A 16,860-nucleotide genomic window follows, 5' to 3' on the forward strand; every position below is an offset into this window, starting at 1 on the left:
GGAGAATTCACCATGCCTGAACTCGCATCGACCGGGTCCGGTCTTGTGCTGACCGCCATCGTCGACGGCCCGCTGAGCGGCGGGCTGCCCAAGGCCATCGAGCTTTATGCCCTTGAAGACATTGCCGATCTTTCGGTCTACGGGCTTGGCTCTGCCAATAATGGCGGTGGTACGGACGGGCAGGAATTCGTGTTTCCCCCCGTTTCGGTGCAGGCGGGCAGCTATCTTCACGTTGCGACCGAATCGACCGGCTTTGCCGCCTTCTTCGGATTTGCCCCGGACTTCGTCGCGCCAAGCGCCGCCTCGATCAACGGCGATGACGCGATCGAGCTGTTCCTGAACGGCACCGTGGTCGATACCTTCGGCACGCCGGACGCCTCGGGCAGCGGCACCGTCTGGGACTATCGCGACGGCTGGGCCGCGCGCAATCCGGGCACCGGCCCGAGCCCGGTCTTCAAGCCCGCCGACTGGACCTTCTCGGGCGCAGACGCGCTGGACGACGCGACCGCCAATGCCACCGCCGCCGCGCCGGTGCCGCTGGCAGGTTACGGCGGCGCCGCGCAGGCGCTGGTGATCAACGAGGTGCTGGGCAGCACCACCGGCACCGATGTCGAATATGTCGAGCTTTACGGCGCGCCCGGTCAGTCGCTGGCGGGGCTGAGCCTGATCGTGGTCGAAAGCGACGCGCAGTCGGATAACGGCCATATCGATGCCCGGATCGACTTCGGTGCCGGGGACGCGCTGGGCACCAACGGTTTCTTCCTGGTCGGCACCGCGTCGGTCGCGCAGGTCTATGGCGTGACGCCCGATCTGGTGATTGCGACGAACACCATCGAGAATTCCAGCTACACGCTGGCGCTGGTCGAGACCGCCTTGCTGTCGGGCGACAGCGTCACCGGCGCCGAGACCGTGATCGACAGCCTCGGCGTGACCGATGGCGAGGGCGCGGGGTCCTTCGCCTTCGGCGCGCCGGTCGTCGGCCCCGATGGCAGCTTCCTGCCCGCGGGCGCGCGCCGCGCCGAGGATGGCGTCGATACCGACAGCGCGGCCGATTTCGTGCTGGCCGATTTCAACCTCGGCCCGGCCAACACCCCCACCGCCGCCACGCGCGAGATCGGCGGGGACTATGCCGATGTCCTCATCCACGACATTCAGGGCGAAACCGATCTGGCCGACGGCACGCTGGTCGGGCTGGCCGGGGCGGCCGACGATAGCCCGCTGCTGGGGGCGGCGGTCCGGGTGCAGGCGGTCGTGACCCAGGTCATGCCGGGGCTTGGCGGCTTCTACATCCAGGAAGAGGACAGCGATGCCGATGGCAATTCGAAGACCTCGGAAGGGATCTTCGTTGCCTCGACGCGGGCGGTTTCGGCGGGCGATCTGGTGACGGTCGAGGGCCTTGTTGCCGAAACCGGCGGCGAGACCCGGATCAACGCCGATGCCGTTTCGGTCGACGGCACGGCGGCGCTGCCCGAGGCCACGGTGATCCAGTTCCCCACCGCGACGGTGCTGGTCGATGCCGATGGCGACTATGTGGCCAATCTCGAGGCCTACGAGGGCATGCTGGTCGCCATTCCCGAAGAGATGAGCGTGACCGAGATGTTCCAGCTGGACCGGTTCGGCACGATCCGGATCAGCTCGGAGGGCCAACTGGCCACCTATACCGAGATCTTCGAGCCCGGCGTCGAGGGCTATGCCGCCTATCTGAAAGAGGTGGCGGCGCGGTCGCTGGTGCTGGATGACGGGTCGGACGTGCAGAACCCGGCCGAGATCCTGGTGCCCTTCCTCGGCGAGGACGGCAGGCTCGATGGGGGCGACGTGATCCGGATGGGCGATGTCTATACCGGGCTGACCGGCGTTCTCAGCTATTCCGAGGACAGCGCCTCGAGTTCGGAAGAGCCTGAATACCGCATCCACCTGCCGCAGGCGGGCGAACTGACCGCCACCAATCCGCGCAGCGAAGCGCCCGAGGATGTGGGCGGTAGCCTGACCGTCGCGTCCTTCAACGTGCTGAACTACTTCACCACCATCGACACCACTCCCGGCAGCTACAACGGCCCCTACAATACCGGGCCTGCGGGCGACCTGGAGCCGCGCGGTGCAAATGCGTTCTCCTATGACGGGATGTCCGAGTTCGACCGCCAGGAAGCCAAGCTGGTGGCCGCGATCAAGGCGGTGGCGGCCGATGTGGTGGGCCTGATCGAGATCGAGAACGACCCGCTGGGCTCGACCTCGCTGGCGGCGCTGGTCGCGGCGCTGAACGCCGAGGGCTGCAGCTATGCCTATGTCGAGACCGGCCCGATCGAGGGCGCCATGGGCGGCGCGCTTGAAGGCGACGCGATCAAGGTGGGCTTCCTCTACAACACCGATACCGTGTCGCTGACCGGCGATTTCGCCCTGCTCGACGAAACCGTCGACAGCCGCTTCGCGACCGAGGGCGTACAGCGCCCGGCACTGGCCCAGACCTTCACCGAGACCGCCAGCGGCGAAAGCTTCACCGCCGTCGTCACGCATCTGAAATCCAAGGGCTCGGTGCTGCCGGGCGATGAGGACATTGGCGACGGGCAGGGGGCCAACAACGCGACCCGCACCGAGGCCGCCAAGGCGCTGGCCGACTGGCTGGCCTCCGATCCGACCGGCTCGGGCGACCCGGATGTCCTGATCATCGGAGATCTGAACGCCTATACGAAGGAAGACCCGGTGCGCGCCATCGAGGCGGGCGCCGACGACATCGCGGGCACCGCGGACGACTATGTCAACGTGGTCACCCGATACGACCCGGACGGCTATTCCTATGTCTTCGATGGCATGACCGGCTCGCTCGACCATGCGCTGGCCAGCGGCAGCCTTGCCGGTCAGGTGACCGGCGCCACGATCTGGAACATCAATGCCGACGAGGCCGACGCGCTCGACTACAACCTCGATTACGGGCGCGACGGATCGCTTTACACCGCCGACCCCTACCGCGCCTCGGATCACGATCCGGTGGTGGTCGGGCTCGACCTGCAAAGCGCGCCCCGCATCTTCACACTGGAAATCCTGCATGTCTCGGACCAGGAGGGCAGCGCCTCTTCGGTCGCGGCGGCGCCCAACCTCTCGGCGGTGATGAACGCGCTTGAGGCGCAGGATCTGGGCCATGACGGAGTGGCCGACAACACCATCCGGCTGAGTTCCGGCGACGCCTTCATCCCGGGCGTCTTCTTCGAGGCCTCGGCCGCTGTCTTCGGGTCGGGCGGGATCGCGGATATCCAGATCCAGAACGAGCTTGGCTTTGCGGCCGTCGCGCTGGGCAACCACGAATTCGACAAGGGCACGGCGGTCCTGGCCGGTCTGATCTCGGGCGATGCGGCGGGCGATTTCTCGGCGCTGACGGGCTCGGCTCTGGCCGGGCAGGACTTCGCCGGCACGCTCTTCCCCTATCTCTCGGCCAATCTCGACGTCTCGACCGACGCGAACCTCGGCCCGCTTGCCGTGGCGGGCGGGCAGGCGCCGCAGGGCAACTCGATCACCTCGTCGACCGTTCTAGACGTCAATGGCGAGCTGATCGGTGTCGTGGGCGCGACCACGCCGACGCTGGGCCGGATCTCGAGCCCCGGCGGCGTGACCATCTCGCCCGACTGGGCCGGGACCCAGCCGACCGGGGCCGAGCTTGACGCTCTGGCCGCGGTGATCCAGGCCGAGGTCGACGCGGTGCTGGCCGCCAATCCGGGGATGAACAAGGTCATCCTGATGGCGCATATGCAGATCCTCGGGATCGAGCTGGCGCTGGCCTCGCGGCTGTCGGATGTCGATGTGATCCTGGCGGGCGGGTCGAACACGCTGCTGGCGGACGAGACCGACCGGCTGCGCGATGACGACGCGGCGCAGGGCACCTATCCGCAATTCGTCACCGATGCGGATGGCAACACCGTCGCCGTGGTCAATACCGACGGGTCCTACAAATACGTGGGCCGGCTGGTCATCGACTTCGACGAGGACGGGCACATCCTGGCCGACAGCTACGACGCCGAGGTCTCGGGCGCCTATGCAACCGACGATCAGGGCGTGGCGGATCTGGGCGCCGGGGATCTTGTCGATCCCGAGATCCAGGCGATTGCCGATGCCATCGGCGCGCAGATCGTGGCGACCGAGGGCAATGTCTTCGGCATCTCGGAGGTGTTCCTGAACGGCAACCGCTCGGGCTCCGGCGCCGAGGGCGACGCCGACGGGGTCCGCACCCAGGAAACCAACCTGGGCGACCTGACCGCCGATGCCAACCTCGCGGCGGCCAGGGCGGTCGACGATACGGTGCTGGTCTCGATCAAGAACGGCGGCGGCATCCGCGCCTCGATCGGCGAGACCGTGGTGCCTCCGGGCGGCACCGACTATGTGCGCCAGGCCAATGGCGAGATTGTCGATGCCGACGGCGAAATCGTCAAACCCGAGGGCGGCATCAGCGAGACCGACATCAAGGCGACGCTGGCCTTCAACAACGCGCTGTCGCTGGTCACGGTGACCCGGGCCGATCTGGTCGCGATCCTCGAACATGGGGTCGCCGCGGCACCCTCGGCGGCGGGCCAGTTCCCGCAGATCTCGGGCGTGCAGTTCAGCTTCGACCCCGACCTGCCGGCGGGGGCGCGGATCGTCTCGGCCGCGATCACCGATGCCGATGGCAACGACATCGACGTGCTGGTGCGCGACGGCCAACTGGTGGGCGATGCCGACGGGCTTGTCCGCGTCGTGACTCTGAACTTCATGGCCGATGGCGGCGACGGCTATCCCTTCCCGCAGGAGGCGGCCTATACCGACCGGGTCGATCTGGCCGATCTCGATGGCGACGGCACCACGGACGGCACCCTGTCGGGCGTCGCCACCTTCGCGGCAGACGGCACCGAACAGGATGCGCTGGCCGAGTATCTGGCCGCCAATTTCGGCGATGCCGACAGCGCCTTCGATCTGGCCGATACCGGGGCCGAGGGCGACGAGCGGATCCAGAACCTCAACTACCGCGACGACACGGTGATCGACGCCCCGGCGCTGACGCTGGTGATGGGTACCGCGGGCAACGACCGCCTGACGGGCACCGATGGCGACGATCTGGTGGTCTCGGGCGCGGGCTTCTACGAAACCATGCTGGGCGGGGCCGGGGCCGATCTGTTCTACTTCGGCGACGAGGCGCTGAACGGCAGCCGCGAGCGCGATATCGTGCTGGACTACGAGGTCGGGGTCGACCGGATCGCGCTGGGCCAGGGGGTCGAGATCGCCGGGATCGTCCAGTCCGGAACCAGCGTCGTGGTCTATCTCGACGATCCGCTGGGCCAGGACGACGCCATCTATATCCGCGGCAGCGGCGTGACGGCGGCGAATATCGACTTCGTGCACGACTACACGTTCATGGGCGCCTGAACCGGGCCCGGGCCGGGGAAAGTCCTCCGGCCCGGGTCCTTCCGGCAGGCCGCGCCGCGCGACCAGGGGGTGGGCCGCAGGACCGGCGGGCGCTGCTGAAGCGCGTACGGTTCAGGCCGCGGCGGCCTGAACGATCTCGGCCAGGGCGGCGGTCAGGCGGTCGACCTCGGCCAGCGTGTTGTAATGCACCATCGACACCCGCAGGACGCCGCCATCGCCGGTCTCGCCCAGGGCCTCGACCAGCCGCCGGGCGTGGAAGTCGCCATGGCGGATGGCGATGCCGTGACCGTCCATCGCCCGCGTCACCGCCCCCGAATCGAGCCCGTCGAAGCGGAAGGACACGGTCGGAACTCGCGCCGCGTCGCCCGTCCGGGCGGGGCCGATCACCCGGCAGTCGTTGCGGGCGTTCAGCCAGGACAGCAGCCGGTCGGTCAGCAGGGCCTCGTGGCGCTCGATCGCCGCGTAACCGGCGGCCACCCGGTCGCGCAGGCTGGCATCGGCGGCCGCCCCGGCGCGGGTGCCCAGCGCCGCCAGATACTCGACCACCCCTTCGGTGCTGTAGGCGAGTTCGTAATTCGGGTTGCCGGGTTCGAGTTTGCCGGGGACTTTGTCCTTGCCGTAGAAGTAGTGATAAAGCCCGTCGAGCCGCAACAGCAGGTCGTACTTGCCATACATGATCGCGGTATGCGGCCCGTAGGTCTTGTAGAGGCTGAAGACGTAGTAATCGACATCCCAGCCCTGCACGTCGATCAGCCGGTGCGGCGCATAGGCGACGGCATCGACGACGATCTGCGCGCCATGGTCATGGACGAACCGCGCGATCCTGACCACCGGGGTGATATGGCCGAGGATGTTCGAGACATGGGTGACGCAGACCAGCCGCGTCCGGTCGGACATCAGCGGCGCGAGATCCTCCAGCTTCAGTTCATGGGTCTCGGGGTCGAGCGGCCAGACCCTGACCTCGACCCCGAATTCGCGCAGCCGCATCCAGGGGCCGATATTGCTTTCATGATCGGCCATGGTCACGACGATCTCGTCGCCGGGCCGGAACTGGCTGCGCATCGCGGCGGCAAGCGTCTGCATCAGCACCGTGGTCGAGGGGCCGAAGACGATCTCTTCGGGGCGCGCGGCATTGACCAGGGTCGCCGCCGCCCGGCGTCCGCGCATCAGCGCCTCGGCCGCGTCGAGCGAGACCTGATAGCTGCCGCCGATCTGAACGTTGCGATGGGTCAGGAACTCGGTCACCCGCTCGATGGCGCCGCGCGCGGTCTGCGCGCCCCCGGCATTGTCGAAGAACACCCAGTCGTCGCGCAGGCCGGGAAACTGGCTTTGCACGAACGCCATGTCGAGCGGGTCGGTCGGTTCGGTCATCGTCTGTCCTTGTCGGTAAGATCGCGTCAGTGGTTCAGCACCGCGCTGAGGAAATTCCGGGTCCGGGGCTCTTGCGGCGCGCCCAGCACCTGATCGGGCGGTCCGACCTCAAGCACGCGGCCGCCATCCATGAAGATCACCCGGTCGGCGACTTGCGAGGCAAAGCCCATCTCGTGGGTCACGATCACCATGGTCACCCCGGTCCCGGCCAGCGCGCGCATCACGTCCAGCACCTCGCCCACCATCTCGGGGTCAAGCGCCGAGGTGGGTTCGTCGAACAACAGCACCTGCGGCTCCATCGCCAGCGCCCGGGCGATGGCCACGCGCTGCTGCTGGCCGCCCGACAGAAGCTCGGGATATTTGTCGGCCTGCTCGGCGATGCCGACCCGGGCCAGCAGCCGGTCGGCCTGCGCGCGGGCCGCGGCGCGGGGGGTGCGGCGGACCCGGCGCGGCGCCAGCATGACGTTCTCGCGCACGGTCAGATGCGGAAAGAGGTTGAAGGACTGGAACACCATCCCGACCTCGGCGCGGACCCGGGCCAGCGAGCGGCCGGGCGTCACATGGATCCCGTCCACAAGGATCGCGCTGTCCTCGGAAAACTCCTCCAGCCGGTTGATGCAGCGGATCAGGGTCGACTTGCCGGACCCCGAGGGGCCGATCACGCAGACGACCTCGCCCTTCTCGATTTCCAGATCAATGCCCTTCAGCACCTCGAAATCGCCGTAGAACTTGCGCAGGTTGCGGATGCTCACAAAGCCGGACATCTCAGCGCCTCCTCGCGCCGAAGCGGCGCTCCATCCGGGAGACCAGCGCGACCAGCGGCCAGAGGAAGGCCAGATAGATCAGCGCCGCCCCGATCAGCGGTGTCGGGTTGGCGGCCAGCGCCTGGGCCTGGGTCGCCTGTTTCAGCAGGTCGGGCATCGCCACCACCGAGGCCAGCGCCGTGTCCTTGACGACGTTGATCGAATTGTTCGTCAGGGGCGGGATCACCACCCGGATCGCCTGCGGCAGGATCACGTCGATCATGGTCTGGCGCGCGGTCAGACCCAGCGCGGCCGAGGCCTCGAACTGGCCGCGCGGGATCGCCTCGATCCCGGCCCGGAAGATCTCGGCGGCATAGGCGCCCGAGACCAGCGACAGAGCGGTCATGGCCGACACGAAGGGCGACAGCCGGATGCCGACGAAGGGCAGCGCGTAATAGACCACGATCAGCAGCACCAGCACCGGGATCGAGCGGAACACGTCGATATAGATCCGGGCCAGCAGCCGCAGCGGCCACAGCGCGTAAAGCCGGACCATCGACAGGCCGAGGCCCAGCGCCAGCCCGGCAAGGATGCTCGACGCGCCGAGCTGCAGCGTCACCCAGAGCCCCTTGACCAGCAGCGGCCAGGTCCGGACGAACACCTCGGCGTTCAGGAAGGTCTCGACGATTCCCATGGGTGTCTTTCTCTGGAAGGGGGCCGCGCGGCGGTGGCGCGGCCCCGGTCTTCGGTCAGTCGAGCGACGGAATCGGCAGGACGCGCACCGTCGAGGTGGTGTCCTCCGGCGCCTTGCCGAACCATTTCTCGTGCAGCGCGGCGATGGCGCCCTCGTCCTTCAGCGCGGTGATCGCATCGTTCACGGTCTGGGCCAGCGGGGCGTCCTTGGCGAACATCATCGAGTATTTCTCGCCGGTCTCGATGCGCTGGACGACTTCGAGGTTGGGCTTGTCCTTGACGTAGTAAAGCAGCGCCGGAATGTCCGAGATATAGCCGTCGATCCGGCCCGCGGTCAGGTCCAGCATGGCGGGCGCAAGACCTTCGTACCGGCGGATATCGCCAAAGCCGTATTCGGCGTTGTGTTCGGTCGCCCACATGTCGCCGGTCGAGCCGGTATCGACGCCCACGGTCTTGCCCGACATCTCGTCCAGCGAGGCCGGGCCGCCCGCGACGACGGTCAGCGACTGGTCGCTGTCATAATAGGGCTGGGCGAAGGTGACCGACGTCAACCGCTCGTCGGTGATGGTGATCGAGGACGTGGCGATGTCGATCCGGCCCGACTGGACTGCCGAGAAAAGCCCGTTGAACGGGATGTTCACGATCTCGACCTCGGCGCCCAGCTTTTCGGCGACGGCATTCACCAGGTCGATCTCGAAGCCCACGAAGGCGCCGGTCTCGTCCTGAAACTCCCACGGAACGTTGCCGATATTGGCGCCGACGGTCAGCGTGTCCTGCGCCGCCGCGGGCAGTGCGCCGCCCGCCAGTACCGCCAGCCCGAGCGCGGCGGCGGTCATCCCTGTCTTGGTCATTGTCGATCCCCGTTGGTTATGATTCTGGATTGACCGGACAAACCGGTCTGACCAGTATGGGACCATGAGGCCGGTCCGAATGCAAGAGCCCAAGTTGCGGACCTTGCGGCGCGGGCGATAGGATGGCCGGGCTGGAGGGTGCGATGATTTCCCATGACGACAAGGTGCCGGTCGCGCAGGCCACGGCGCGGCATCTGCAGGAGATGATCCGGTCGGGCGAACTGAAGCGCGGCGAGAAAATGCCGTCGCAGCGGGTGCTGTCGGACCGGCTGAAGGTGTCGCGCCCGACGCTGCGCGAGGCGCTTCTGACGCTCGAGACGCTGGGTCTGGTGCGCACGCTGCCCGCGCGCGGGACCTTCGTGGTCGATCCCGAGGGCGAGGACCGGCTGCCCTCGCCCTGGCGCTATGACGGGGCGTTCAGCATCGGCGACGTGTTCCAGTCGCGCCTGCTGATCGAGACCGAGCTGTGCCGGCTGGCGGCCGGGCATCTGGGCGCGGCCGATCTCGACGCGCTGGAGCATGCCAACGCGACCTTCGAAAGCGCCTGGAACCAGGGCGATCTGGTGGCCCATGTCGAGGCCGACCTGCGGCTGCACGAAACCATCGCCCGGGCCTGCCCGAACCGGATGCTGTGGCGGCTGTACCAGTCGGTGCAGAGCCTTCTGACCGAAAGCCAGCGCCAGCCTGTTCCCAATACCGCCTGCGCCCGCATGGCGCAGTCGATCGCCGAACACCGCCAGATCATCGCGGCGCTTCGGGCGGGCGACGGGGCGGGCAGCGCGGCGGCGATGGGCGCGCATATCCGCAACACCGCCAGCAGCGCCGGGATCGTTCTGGCCTGAGGCCGCGCGCCCGGCTCAGGGCCGGGCGGGCAGGGTGAACCGCGCCTCGAACCCGTCGCTTTTGCCGGGGCGGGGCGACAGGAGCTCGATCCGGCCCGCGGCCCGGTCGGCGATGGTGCGTACGATGGCAAGCCCCAGCCCCGCGCCCTCGGCCCGGCCATTCGAGCGGGCGAAGCGCGCGGTCAGCCGCGCCAGTTCCTCTGGCGGGACCGGCGCGCCGTCATTGGCGACCGACAGCACGCCGCCCGGGCCGAGCGCGACCTCGACCGGGCCCTGGGGCGTGCCGTGTTTCAGCGCGTTCTCGATCAGGTTGCGGCAGAGGATGCCGAAGGCGTCCGGGTCGAGATCGGACAGCACCGGCGTCTCGGGCATCGTCAGGGCGATGCGCCCGGCCGAGCCCAGCCGTTCGAGATCGTCCGCCACGATCCGCAGCACCGGGCGCAGGTCCGAGGGCTCGGCCACGCGCAGTCGCGCACCCTCGGCGCGGGCCAGCTGCATCAGCTTTTCGGACAGGCGGTTCAGCCGTTTCAGGGTGGTCTCGATCTCGGCGGCGCGGGCTGCGGCGCTGCGGTCGGCGGTCTCGGCGCGCAGCCGCTGGGCCTGGGCGATGGCGCCCGCGACCGGGGTACGCAGCTCGTGCGCGGCATTGGCGGCAAAGCTGCGTTCGGCCTCGAAGGCGGCGCGCAGGCGGGACAGCAGGTCGTTGATGCTGCCGACGATGGGGCGCAGCTCGGTCGGCAGGCCGCCATCGCCCAGCGCCGAAAGATTGCGCGAGCCGCGTTCCGCCAGCTGCTGGCGAAGGCTGCGCACCGGGCGCAGGCTGGTGCCCACCGCGATCACGATGGCCAGCAGGCTGAGCGGGATCACCACCGCCAGAGGCAAAGCGAGGTTCGTCGCAATCTCGCGCGCAATGTCCCTGCGGCGCGACAGGGGTTCCGCCACGGCGATGGTCACGTCCTCGCCGCGCGCGGATTCGTAGAACAGGCGGTGGGTCGCGGTGCGGCTGAAGCCCTCGCGCCGGAATGGCGGGAAATCGTCGGGTTCGGCATCCTCGGAAATCAGCAGGATCGAGCCGTCGCCGTCGCGCACCACATAGCTCAGATCCTCGACATCGCCGTTGAACTGCCGGATGCGTTCCGACCATTCCTCGGCATGCCGGTTGCGGCGGTCCTCGTGCCAGTCGTCGTCATCGTCATCCTTGCGGCGATGTCCGTCCCGCTCGCCCCGGACCAGCGGCCCCAGCGCCAGCCCCCGGTCGCGGCCCTCATGGACGCGCACCGCCAGCGGCAGCAGCCGGTGCGCCGCATCGCGCAGGGCGCCGTCGAAGACCTCGTCCATCTCGTGGCTCAGTTCGCGCAGCGTGGCGCCCGCCGCGGCGATCCACAGCACGGTCACCGCCAGCCCCACCGCCAGCGCCAGCCGCCCCTGCAACGAGCGCGGCGCCCTCACGGGCTGCCCAGCCGGTAGCCGAGCCCGCGCTCGGTATCGATTACGCTGCGGCCGAGTTTCTTGCGCAACCGGCTGACATGCACCTCGATGGTGTTGCTTTCGATGCTGTCGTCGAAGGAATAAAGCCGCTCCTCAAGCTGCGCCTTGGACAAAAGCCGCCCGGGCGCCTGCACGAAGGCCTCGAACAGCGCCCATTCGCGATGGGTCAGCGTCACCGGGCGGCCGTCGCGACGCACCGCCTTGGCAGCCAGGTCGATTTCCAGCGGCCCCAGATTGATCAACGGGTTCGGGTTGCCCGCATAGCGCCGGGCGACCGACCCGATCCGGGCCGACAGCTCGTCCAGATCGAAGGGCTTCACCATGTAGTCGTCGGCGCCAGCGTTCAGCCCCTCGATCCGGTCCGACACCTGGTCGAGCGCGGTCAGGATGATGACCGGCGTCGCGTCGCCCCGCGCCCGCATCCGGCGCAGGAAGGGAATGCCGCGCCCGTCGGGCAGCATCAGGTCCAGAAGCACCAGATCGAAGGCCCCGACCGCCAGCGTGTCGTCGGCCGCGTCCAGCCGTTTGGCCCAGTCGGCGCAGTGGCCGTCGGCCCGCAGCTGGTCGGCCACCGCGGCCCCCAGTACCGTATCGTCCTCGATCAGCAGGATGCGCATCGGTTCGTCCTTCGTGCTGGGGCCAGTCTATAGCCCCCCCTCCCTGACGGGAAGCTGAAGCGGAATTCGCACAGGCGTCAGGCGCCGATCAGGCGCGGGGCGGAAAACGGTCCCATCGAAGGTTCACCTGAAAGGGACAAAGCCATGACACCGACCCTCAAATCCGCCCCGCTGCTGGCCGCGATTCTCGCCCTCGGGATGACCGGGACCGCACTCGCCCAGGCGGATGGAACCACCCGGATCGCTCCGCGCCCGGCCGCGCCGATGGCGCAGCAGAACGGAGGCGGTCAGGCCTACTGGGGCACCGGGCGCAGCGACCGTCATCATGGCCGCTGGGCCGAGGATGATGACGACGACCGTGGCTGGTTCGGCTTCGGCCGCGACGATGACGACCGAGGCCGCCGCGACCGGTCGCATGCGACGCGCCGCTCGGGCGACTGCGACACGCGCGGTGGCCGGGCCCGCGCCCAAGCGCAGCCCGCGCCGGGATCTGTCGCGCCGCCCGCCAACGGCTTGTTCAACAACGGCGCCGCGCCGCGCGCGCAGTCCAACTGATCCCGGCTCGCCCGGCCAAAGGAGATCCGACCATGAAGACCCTGCTTTCTGCCCTTGCCCTGACCACGGCGCTGACCGCGCCCGGTCTGGCCTTTGCCAAGGAGGTGACCTTTACCACCCGGATGGCGAATTACGGCGGCGACGGCGCCTATCTGGCCTATTACGTCACCGATGCCTCCGGCGCCTATGTGGGCTCGCTCTGGATGGCCGGGGCCAAGGCCAAATACTACAAGAGCCTCTCGGACTGGTACCGCGCCACCGGCGGCAATGCCGCCGAGGTGGCCGGGATCACCGGCGCCAGCGTCGGCGCCGGACGGACGCTGACCGTCAGTTTCGATCTGGCCGATGCGCCTTTCGACGCGGGCTATCAGCTGCATGTGGACGCGGCGGTCGAGGACATGCGCGACAGCCCCTCCGAGATCGTGGTGCCGCTGACCACCGGGGGCGCGGGCCAGCCGGTCGCGGGCCGCGGCTATATTGCCAGCTTCGCCTACGAGATGTGAGGAGACCCCGATGATCCGTCCGCTGCATCGCTGGGCCGGGCTTGGCGCGGCCCTGATCCTGTCCGTGACCGCGCTTAGCGGGGCGGCATTGTCGCTTTATCCCGCGGCGGGGGCGCTGAGTGCCGTGCCCTTGCCCGATATATCCGCGGGCCACCTGGCCGCGACCCTGCAGGACAGTGTGCCGGGCCTAGAAGAGATCCGGGTCTCGGCCGCGGGCGGCATCACCGCCTATGCCTTTCAGGACGGCGCGGCCCTGCGCTGGGCTGTCGATGGCGCGACCGGCGAGATCCTTGCCCCGGCCAAGCGGTCGGCGCTGCAGCTTTGGCTGACCAACCTGCACCGGTCGCTGTTTCTGGGCGATGCCGGGCGGCTGGTGGTGGCAGCGGCAAGCCTTGCCATGCTGGCGCTGACGCTGTCGGGGCTGGCACTGACCGCGCGGCGTCTGGGCGGCTGGTCGCGGCTGCTGGCGCCCGCGCGCGGGCCCCTGTCGCGGCGGCTGCATCTCGATCTGGCGCGGCTGGGCGGCGCGGCGCTGACCCTCTCCGCGCTGACCGGGATCTGGCTGGCGGCGGGCACCTTCGGGCTTTTGCCGGAGACCGGCCTGCCCGGCTTCGTGCCGGGCGGCGGGGCGGAGATGTCTCCGTCCGCGATGGCGGCGCTGCGCGATCTGCCGCTGGCCGATCTGCGGCAACTGACCTTTCCGCGCCCGGGAAGTGCGGGCGACGTCTTCACGCTGAGGACCGTGGCCGGGACCGGCTATGTCGATCCGGCCAGCGGCCAGATGCTGGCCTGGACCGCGCGCGGCTGGGCCGACCGGCTGGGCGATCTGGCGATGATGCTTCATACCGGTCGGGGCGCCGCCCTGCTGGGGCTTCTGCTGGGGCTGGCCGCGCTGAGCGTGCCGGTGCTGGGTCTGACCGGGCTTGCGCAGCAGGCGGGCCGCCGCACCGCCGGGGCGGCCGGGCGGCGGGTTCGCGCGGTCGCGCCCGAGGCGGCCGACACGATCCTTCTGGTCGGGTCCGAGGGCGGCACCACCTGGGGCTTTGCCGAGCGCCTGCGCGCCGCGCTGACCCACGCCGGAAGCAGCGTCCATGTCGGGCCGATGTCCGGTTTCGCGCCCGAACGGTATCTGCGCGCGCAGCGGGTTCTGATCCTGGCCGCGACCTCGGGCGATGGCGACGCGCCGGGCTCGGCGCAGGGCTTTCTCGACCGGGTGGCCGCTCTGGGCGTGGCGCCCGCGGCCCCCTTTGCTGTGCTGGGCTTCGGCGACAGCGCCTTTCCCGCCTTCTGCGGTTATGCCGACAAGGTGCGCGCGGCCGCCCGCGCGGCGGGCTGGGCCGAGCTCATGACCCCCGCCCGCGTCGATCGCCAGTCGCCGCAGGATTTCGCCCGCTGGGTCCGGGCTCTGGCCGATCGTCTGGGCATCGCGCTGGATCTTCTGCCCGCCAGCGCCGGTCCCGAACCGGTGCGTCTTCGGCTGGTCTCGCGCCGCGATTACGGCGCCGAGGTGCAGGCGCCGACGGCGATCCTGCGCTTTGTCCTGCCGCGCCGCACCCTCTGGCAGCGCCTGACCGGCGGCGGCTTCGGCCCGTTCCTTGCGGGCGATCTGCTGGCCGTGCTGCCCGAGGGCGACAGCCGTCCGCGGTACTATTCGCTGGCCTCGGGGTCGTCCGACGGGTTCGCCGAGATCTGCGTGCGCAAGCATCCGGGCGGGCTGTGCTCGGGGCAGCTGATGGATCTGGCGCCCGGCGACAGCGTGGCGGCGGTGCTGCGCCCGAACCCGGCCTTCCATGCCGGGCAGGACGAGGCGCCGCTGATCCTGATCGGGGCCGGGACCGGCATCGGGCCGCTTGCGGGCTTTGCCCGGGGCAACCGCGCGCAACGGCCGCTGCACCTTTATTTCGGGGCGCGTGCGCCGGAAAGCGATCTTCTCTTCGGCGAGGATCTGGTGGAGTGGCAGAAGGACGGGCGTCTTGCCTCGGTCGCGACGGCGTTCTCGCGCACCGCCGACCGGGCCTATGTGCAGGATCTGCTGCGCCGCGATGCCGACCGGGTGGCCGCGCTGGTGTCCCAGGGCGCACGGATCATGGTCTGCGGCGGCCGCGAGATGGCAAGGGGCGTGGCCGAGGCGCTGGAGGATATCCTCGATCAGGCGGGGTCCGGCGCCCTGGTGCGGCTGAAGGCGGAGGGGCGCTATGTCGAAGACGTCTACTGACCCCGAACGGCTGGTCCTGAACGGGCCGGCCATGGGCGCGCGCTGGTCGGCGGTGCTGCATGTCGGGGCGGGGGTCGATCCGGCCCCGCTGCATGCAGCCCTTGCCGCGGCGGTCGCCGAGGTCGAGGCGCAGATGACGACCCGCCGCGCCGACAGCGACCTGATGCGGCTGAACCGCGCCGGGCCGGATCGCTGGATCGACCTTCCCGAGCATCTGGTCGAGGTGCTGGCGGCCGGGCTTGCCATCGGCCAAGCCTCGGGCGGCGCCTTCGAGATCGGGATGGGCGATGCGGTCGCGGCCTGGGGCTTTTCCGGCGCCGCGGCCGATCCGGGACGCATTCGCGCGGCCCTCAAGGAGCCGCGTCGGCCTGCCTGCGAGGTACTGGAACTCGACTGCGCCAACCGGCGGGCGCGCAAGCACGGGCCGCTGGCGCTCGATCTGTGCGGCATCGCCAAGGGCTACGGGGTCGACCGGCTGGCCGAGACTGCGCGGGCCTTCGGCATCGGCAGCGCGCTCATGTCGATCGACGGCGAACTGCGCGCGCTGGGCCCGCGGCCCGGTGGCCAGCCCTGGGCGGTGGCGGTCGAACGCCCCGATCCCGGCCAGCGGGCGGCGCATGCGGTTCTGGCGCTCGAGTCCGGGGCGGTGGCGACCTCGGGCGACTATCGGCATTGGGTCGATCTGGGCGGGCGGCGGCTGTCGCATACCATGGACCCGCGGCGGGGCGCGCCGCTTGCGGCCTCTCCGGCCTCGGTCACGGTGCTGGCGGCGCGCTGCATGGAGGCCGACGCCTGGGCGACCGCGCTGATGGTGCTGGGCCGCAAAGAGGGCGCGGCGCTGGCGCGGCGGCTGGGGCTTTCGGTGCTTTTTCTGGAGCGCGACGGCGCCGGTCTGGCCGAGACTGCCATCGGGCCGGGCTTTGCCGCCTGATCCCCGGTCCCATCGAAACCAAAACGCCTGCCCAGGACGGGCAGGCGTTTCGCTGTCGGCATCTGTGTGGGCGGGATCAGCGCGCGCTGCTGATCAACGTGGCGGCAAGATCCATCGTCGAGCGGCCCGAGGCGCTGGCGATTTCGGCCAGCGGCTGGTCGGGGCCGCCCACGGTATAGCCTGCGGCCGTCAGCCGCGCGATCAGCGCGTCGGGCGTGGTGCCCAGCGCCGGGGCGACCTCGGTCGCGGAATGCGCCATGACCTGGGCCGCCAGTCCGAAGACCGGAGGGCCGCCTTCGCTGCGGCCGGGCAGGAAGAAGACCGCCGAGAGCAGCAGGGACACCACCAGCGACACCGCCAGCGGCTTGCCCTTCATATAGGCCAGCATCGGGCGCCAGTTGCGCCAGACATGCAGCGCGAAGCCGAGGATCAGCACCATGCTGAGCCATTCGTGGATGCCATGAAAGGCCGACGGGCCGACATGGAAGAAAAGGGCGGTCCCGGTGACCAGCGACACCAGGAAGAGGCCGATGATCGACGGGGTGGCGTAGCGCATGAGAAGGCTGCGCATGGTCGTTCTCCTTTGCAGTTTTATTCCGGCAGCGGTCGCCTGATGCGGGGCCGGGCCGATGCGCGCATATGGCGTCGCCTGCCTGACGGCTGGCTGAA

General features: G+C 69.5%; 13 protein-coding genes. 6 read left to right on the top strand and 7 right to left on the bottom strand.

Features of this window, described 5'->3' with window-relative positions:
• Positions 1-12: 12 nt before the first annotated feature.
• Entirely contained in the window at positions 13-5,382 is a 5,370-nt protein-coding gene (locus DSD19_RS15135) for an ExeM/NucH family extracellular endonuclease (protein ID WP_133260449.1), read from the top strand.
• Between the two features lie 111 nt (positions 5,383-5,493).
• Here the strand turns inward: DSD19_RS15135 and DSD19_RS15140 are convergent, their stop codons facing one another.
• Genes DSD19_RS15140 through DSD19_RS15155 form a run of 4 tightly spaced genes read right to left on the bottom strand, consistent with a single transcriptional unit; the run spans position 5,494 to position 9,040 of the window.
• Positions 5,494-6,753, bottom strand: coding sequence for a cysteine desulfurase-like protein (locus DSD19_RS15140; protein ID WP_243628031.1), 1,260 nt, complete (start codon positions 6,751-6,753; stop codon positions 5,494-5,496).
• A gap of 26 nt (positions 6,754-6,779) precedes the next feature.
• Positions 6,780-7,517 (bottom strand): amino acid ABC transporter ATP-binding protein, encoded by a 738-nt coding sequence (locus DSD19_RS15145; RefSeq protein WP_113670187.1) that lies wholly within the window; start codon positions 7,515-7,517, stop codon positions 6,780-6,782.
• A 1-nt stretch (position 7,518) separates the two neighbouring features.
• Positions 7,519-8,190 carry an amino acid ABC transporter permease gene (locus DSD19_RS15150; RefSeq protein WP_113670188.1) on the bottom strand — a complete coding sequence of 224 codons (672 nt, stop codon included), beginning with the start codon at positions 8,188-8,190 and terminating at the stop codon, positions 7,519-7,521.
• Between the two features lie 55 nt (positions 8,191-8,245).
• On the bottom strand, positions 8,246-9,040 hold the full coding sequence (locus DSD19_RS15155; protein ID WP_113670189.1) for a transporter substrate-binding domain-containing protein: 795 nt from the start codon (positions 9,038-9,040) through the stop codon (positions 8,246-8,248).
• 122 nt (positions 9,041-9,162) lie between these two features.
• Between DSD19_RS15155 and DSD19_RS15160 the strand changes: the two genes are divergently transcribed.
• The gene (locus tag DSD19_RS15160; RefSeq protein WP_243628035.1) at positions 9,163-9,882 is read left to right on the top strand and encodes a FadR/GntR family transcriptional regulator; all 720 of its coding nucleotides are present in this window, start codon (positions 9,163-9,165) and stop codon (positions 9,880-9,882) included.
• A 15-nt stretch (positions 9,883-9,897) separates the two neighbouring features.
• Here the strand turns inward: DSD19_RS15160 and DSD19_RS15165 are convergent, their stop codons facing one another.
• A complete protein-coding gene (locus DSD19_RS15165; RefSeq protein WP_113670190.1) occupies positions 9,898-11,331 on the bottom strand; it encodes a HAMP domain-containing sensor histidine kinase in 1,434 nt (477 codons plus the stop codon).
• Entirely contained in the window at positions 11,328-11,987 is a 660-nt protein-coding gene (locus tag DSD19_RS15170; protein ID WP_113670191.1) for a response regulator transcription factor, read from the bottom strand. Before DSD19_RS15170 ends, DSD19_RS15165 begins: the two co-directional genes overlap by 4 nt.
• Before the next feature lie 144 nt (positions 11,988-12,131).
• Between DSD19_RS15170 and DSD19_RS15175 the strand changes: the two genes are divergently transcribed.
• The 4 genes from DSD19_RS15175 to DSD19_RS15190 are packed head-to-tail and all read left to right on the top strand — an operon-like array spanning position 12,132 to position 16,191.
• Entirely contained in the window at positions 12,132-12,542 is a 411-nt protein-coding gene (locus DSD19_RS15175) for a hypothetical protein (protein ID WP_113670192.1), read from the top strand.
• A gap of 32 nt (positions 12,543-12,574) precedes the next feature.
• Positions 12,575-13,045 carry a DUF2271 domain-containing protein gene (locus DSD19_RS15180; RefSeq protein WP_113670193.1) on the top strand — a complete coding sequence of 157 codons (471 nt, stop codon included), beginning with the start codon at positions 12,575-12,577 and terminating at the stop codon, positions 13,043-13,045.
• A gap of 10 nt (positions 13,046-13,055) precedes the next feature.
• Positions 13,056-15,260 (top strand): PepSY domain-containing protein, encoded by a 2,205-nt coding sequence (locus tag DSD19_RS15185; RefSeq protein WP_113670194.1) that lies wholly within the window; start codon positions 13,056-13,058, stop codon positions 15,258-15,260.
• A complete protein-coding gene (locus tag DSD19_RS15190) occupies positions 15,241-16,191 on the top strand; it encodes an FAD:protein FMN transferase (RefSeq protein ID WP_113670195.1) in 951 nt (316 codons plus the stop codon). The genes DSD19_RS15185 and DSD19_RS15190 overlap by 20 nt, the downstream gene beginning before the upstream one ends.
• A 76-nt stretch (positions 16,192-16,267) precedes the next feature.
• On the opposite strand, the gene DSD19_RS15195 is transcribed toward DSD19_RS15190, so the two are convergent.
• Positions 16,268-16,762 carry a DUF4405 domain-containing protein gene (locus tag DSD19_RS15195; protein ID WP_113670196.1) on the bottom strand — a complete coding sequence of 165 codons (495 nt, stop codon included), beginning with the start codon at positions 16,760-16,762 and terminating at the stop codon, positions 16,268-16,270.
• Between the last annotated feature and the right edge of the window lie 98 nt (positions 16,763-16,860).

This window comes from Rhodovulum sp. BSW8 (assembly GCF_003314725.1).
Lineage (GTDB): Bacteria > Pseudomonadota > Alphaproteobacteria > Rhodobacterales > Rhodobacteraceae > Rhodovulum > Rhodovulum visakhapatnamense.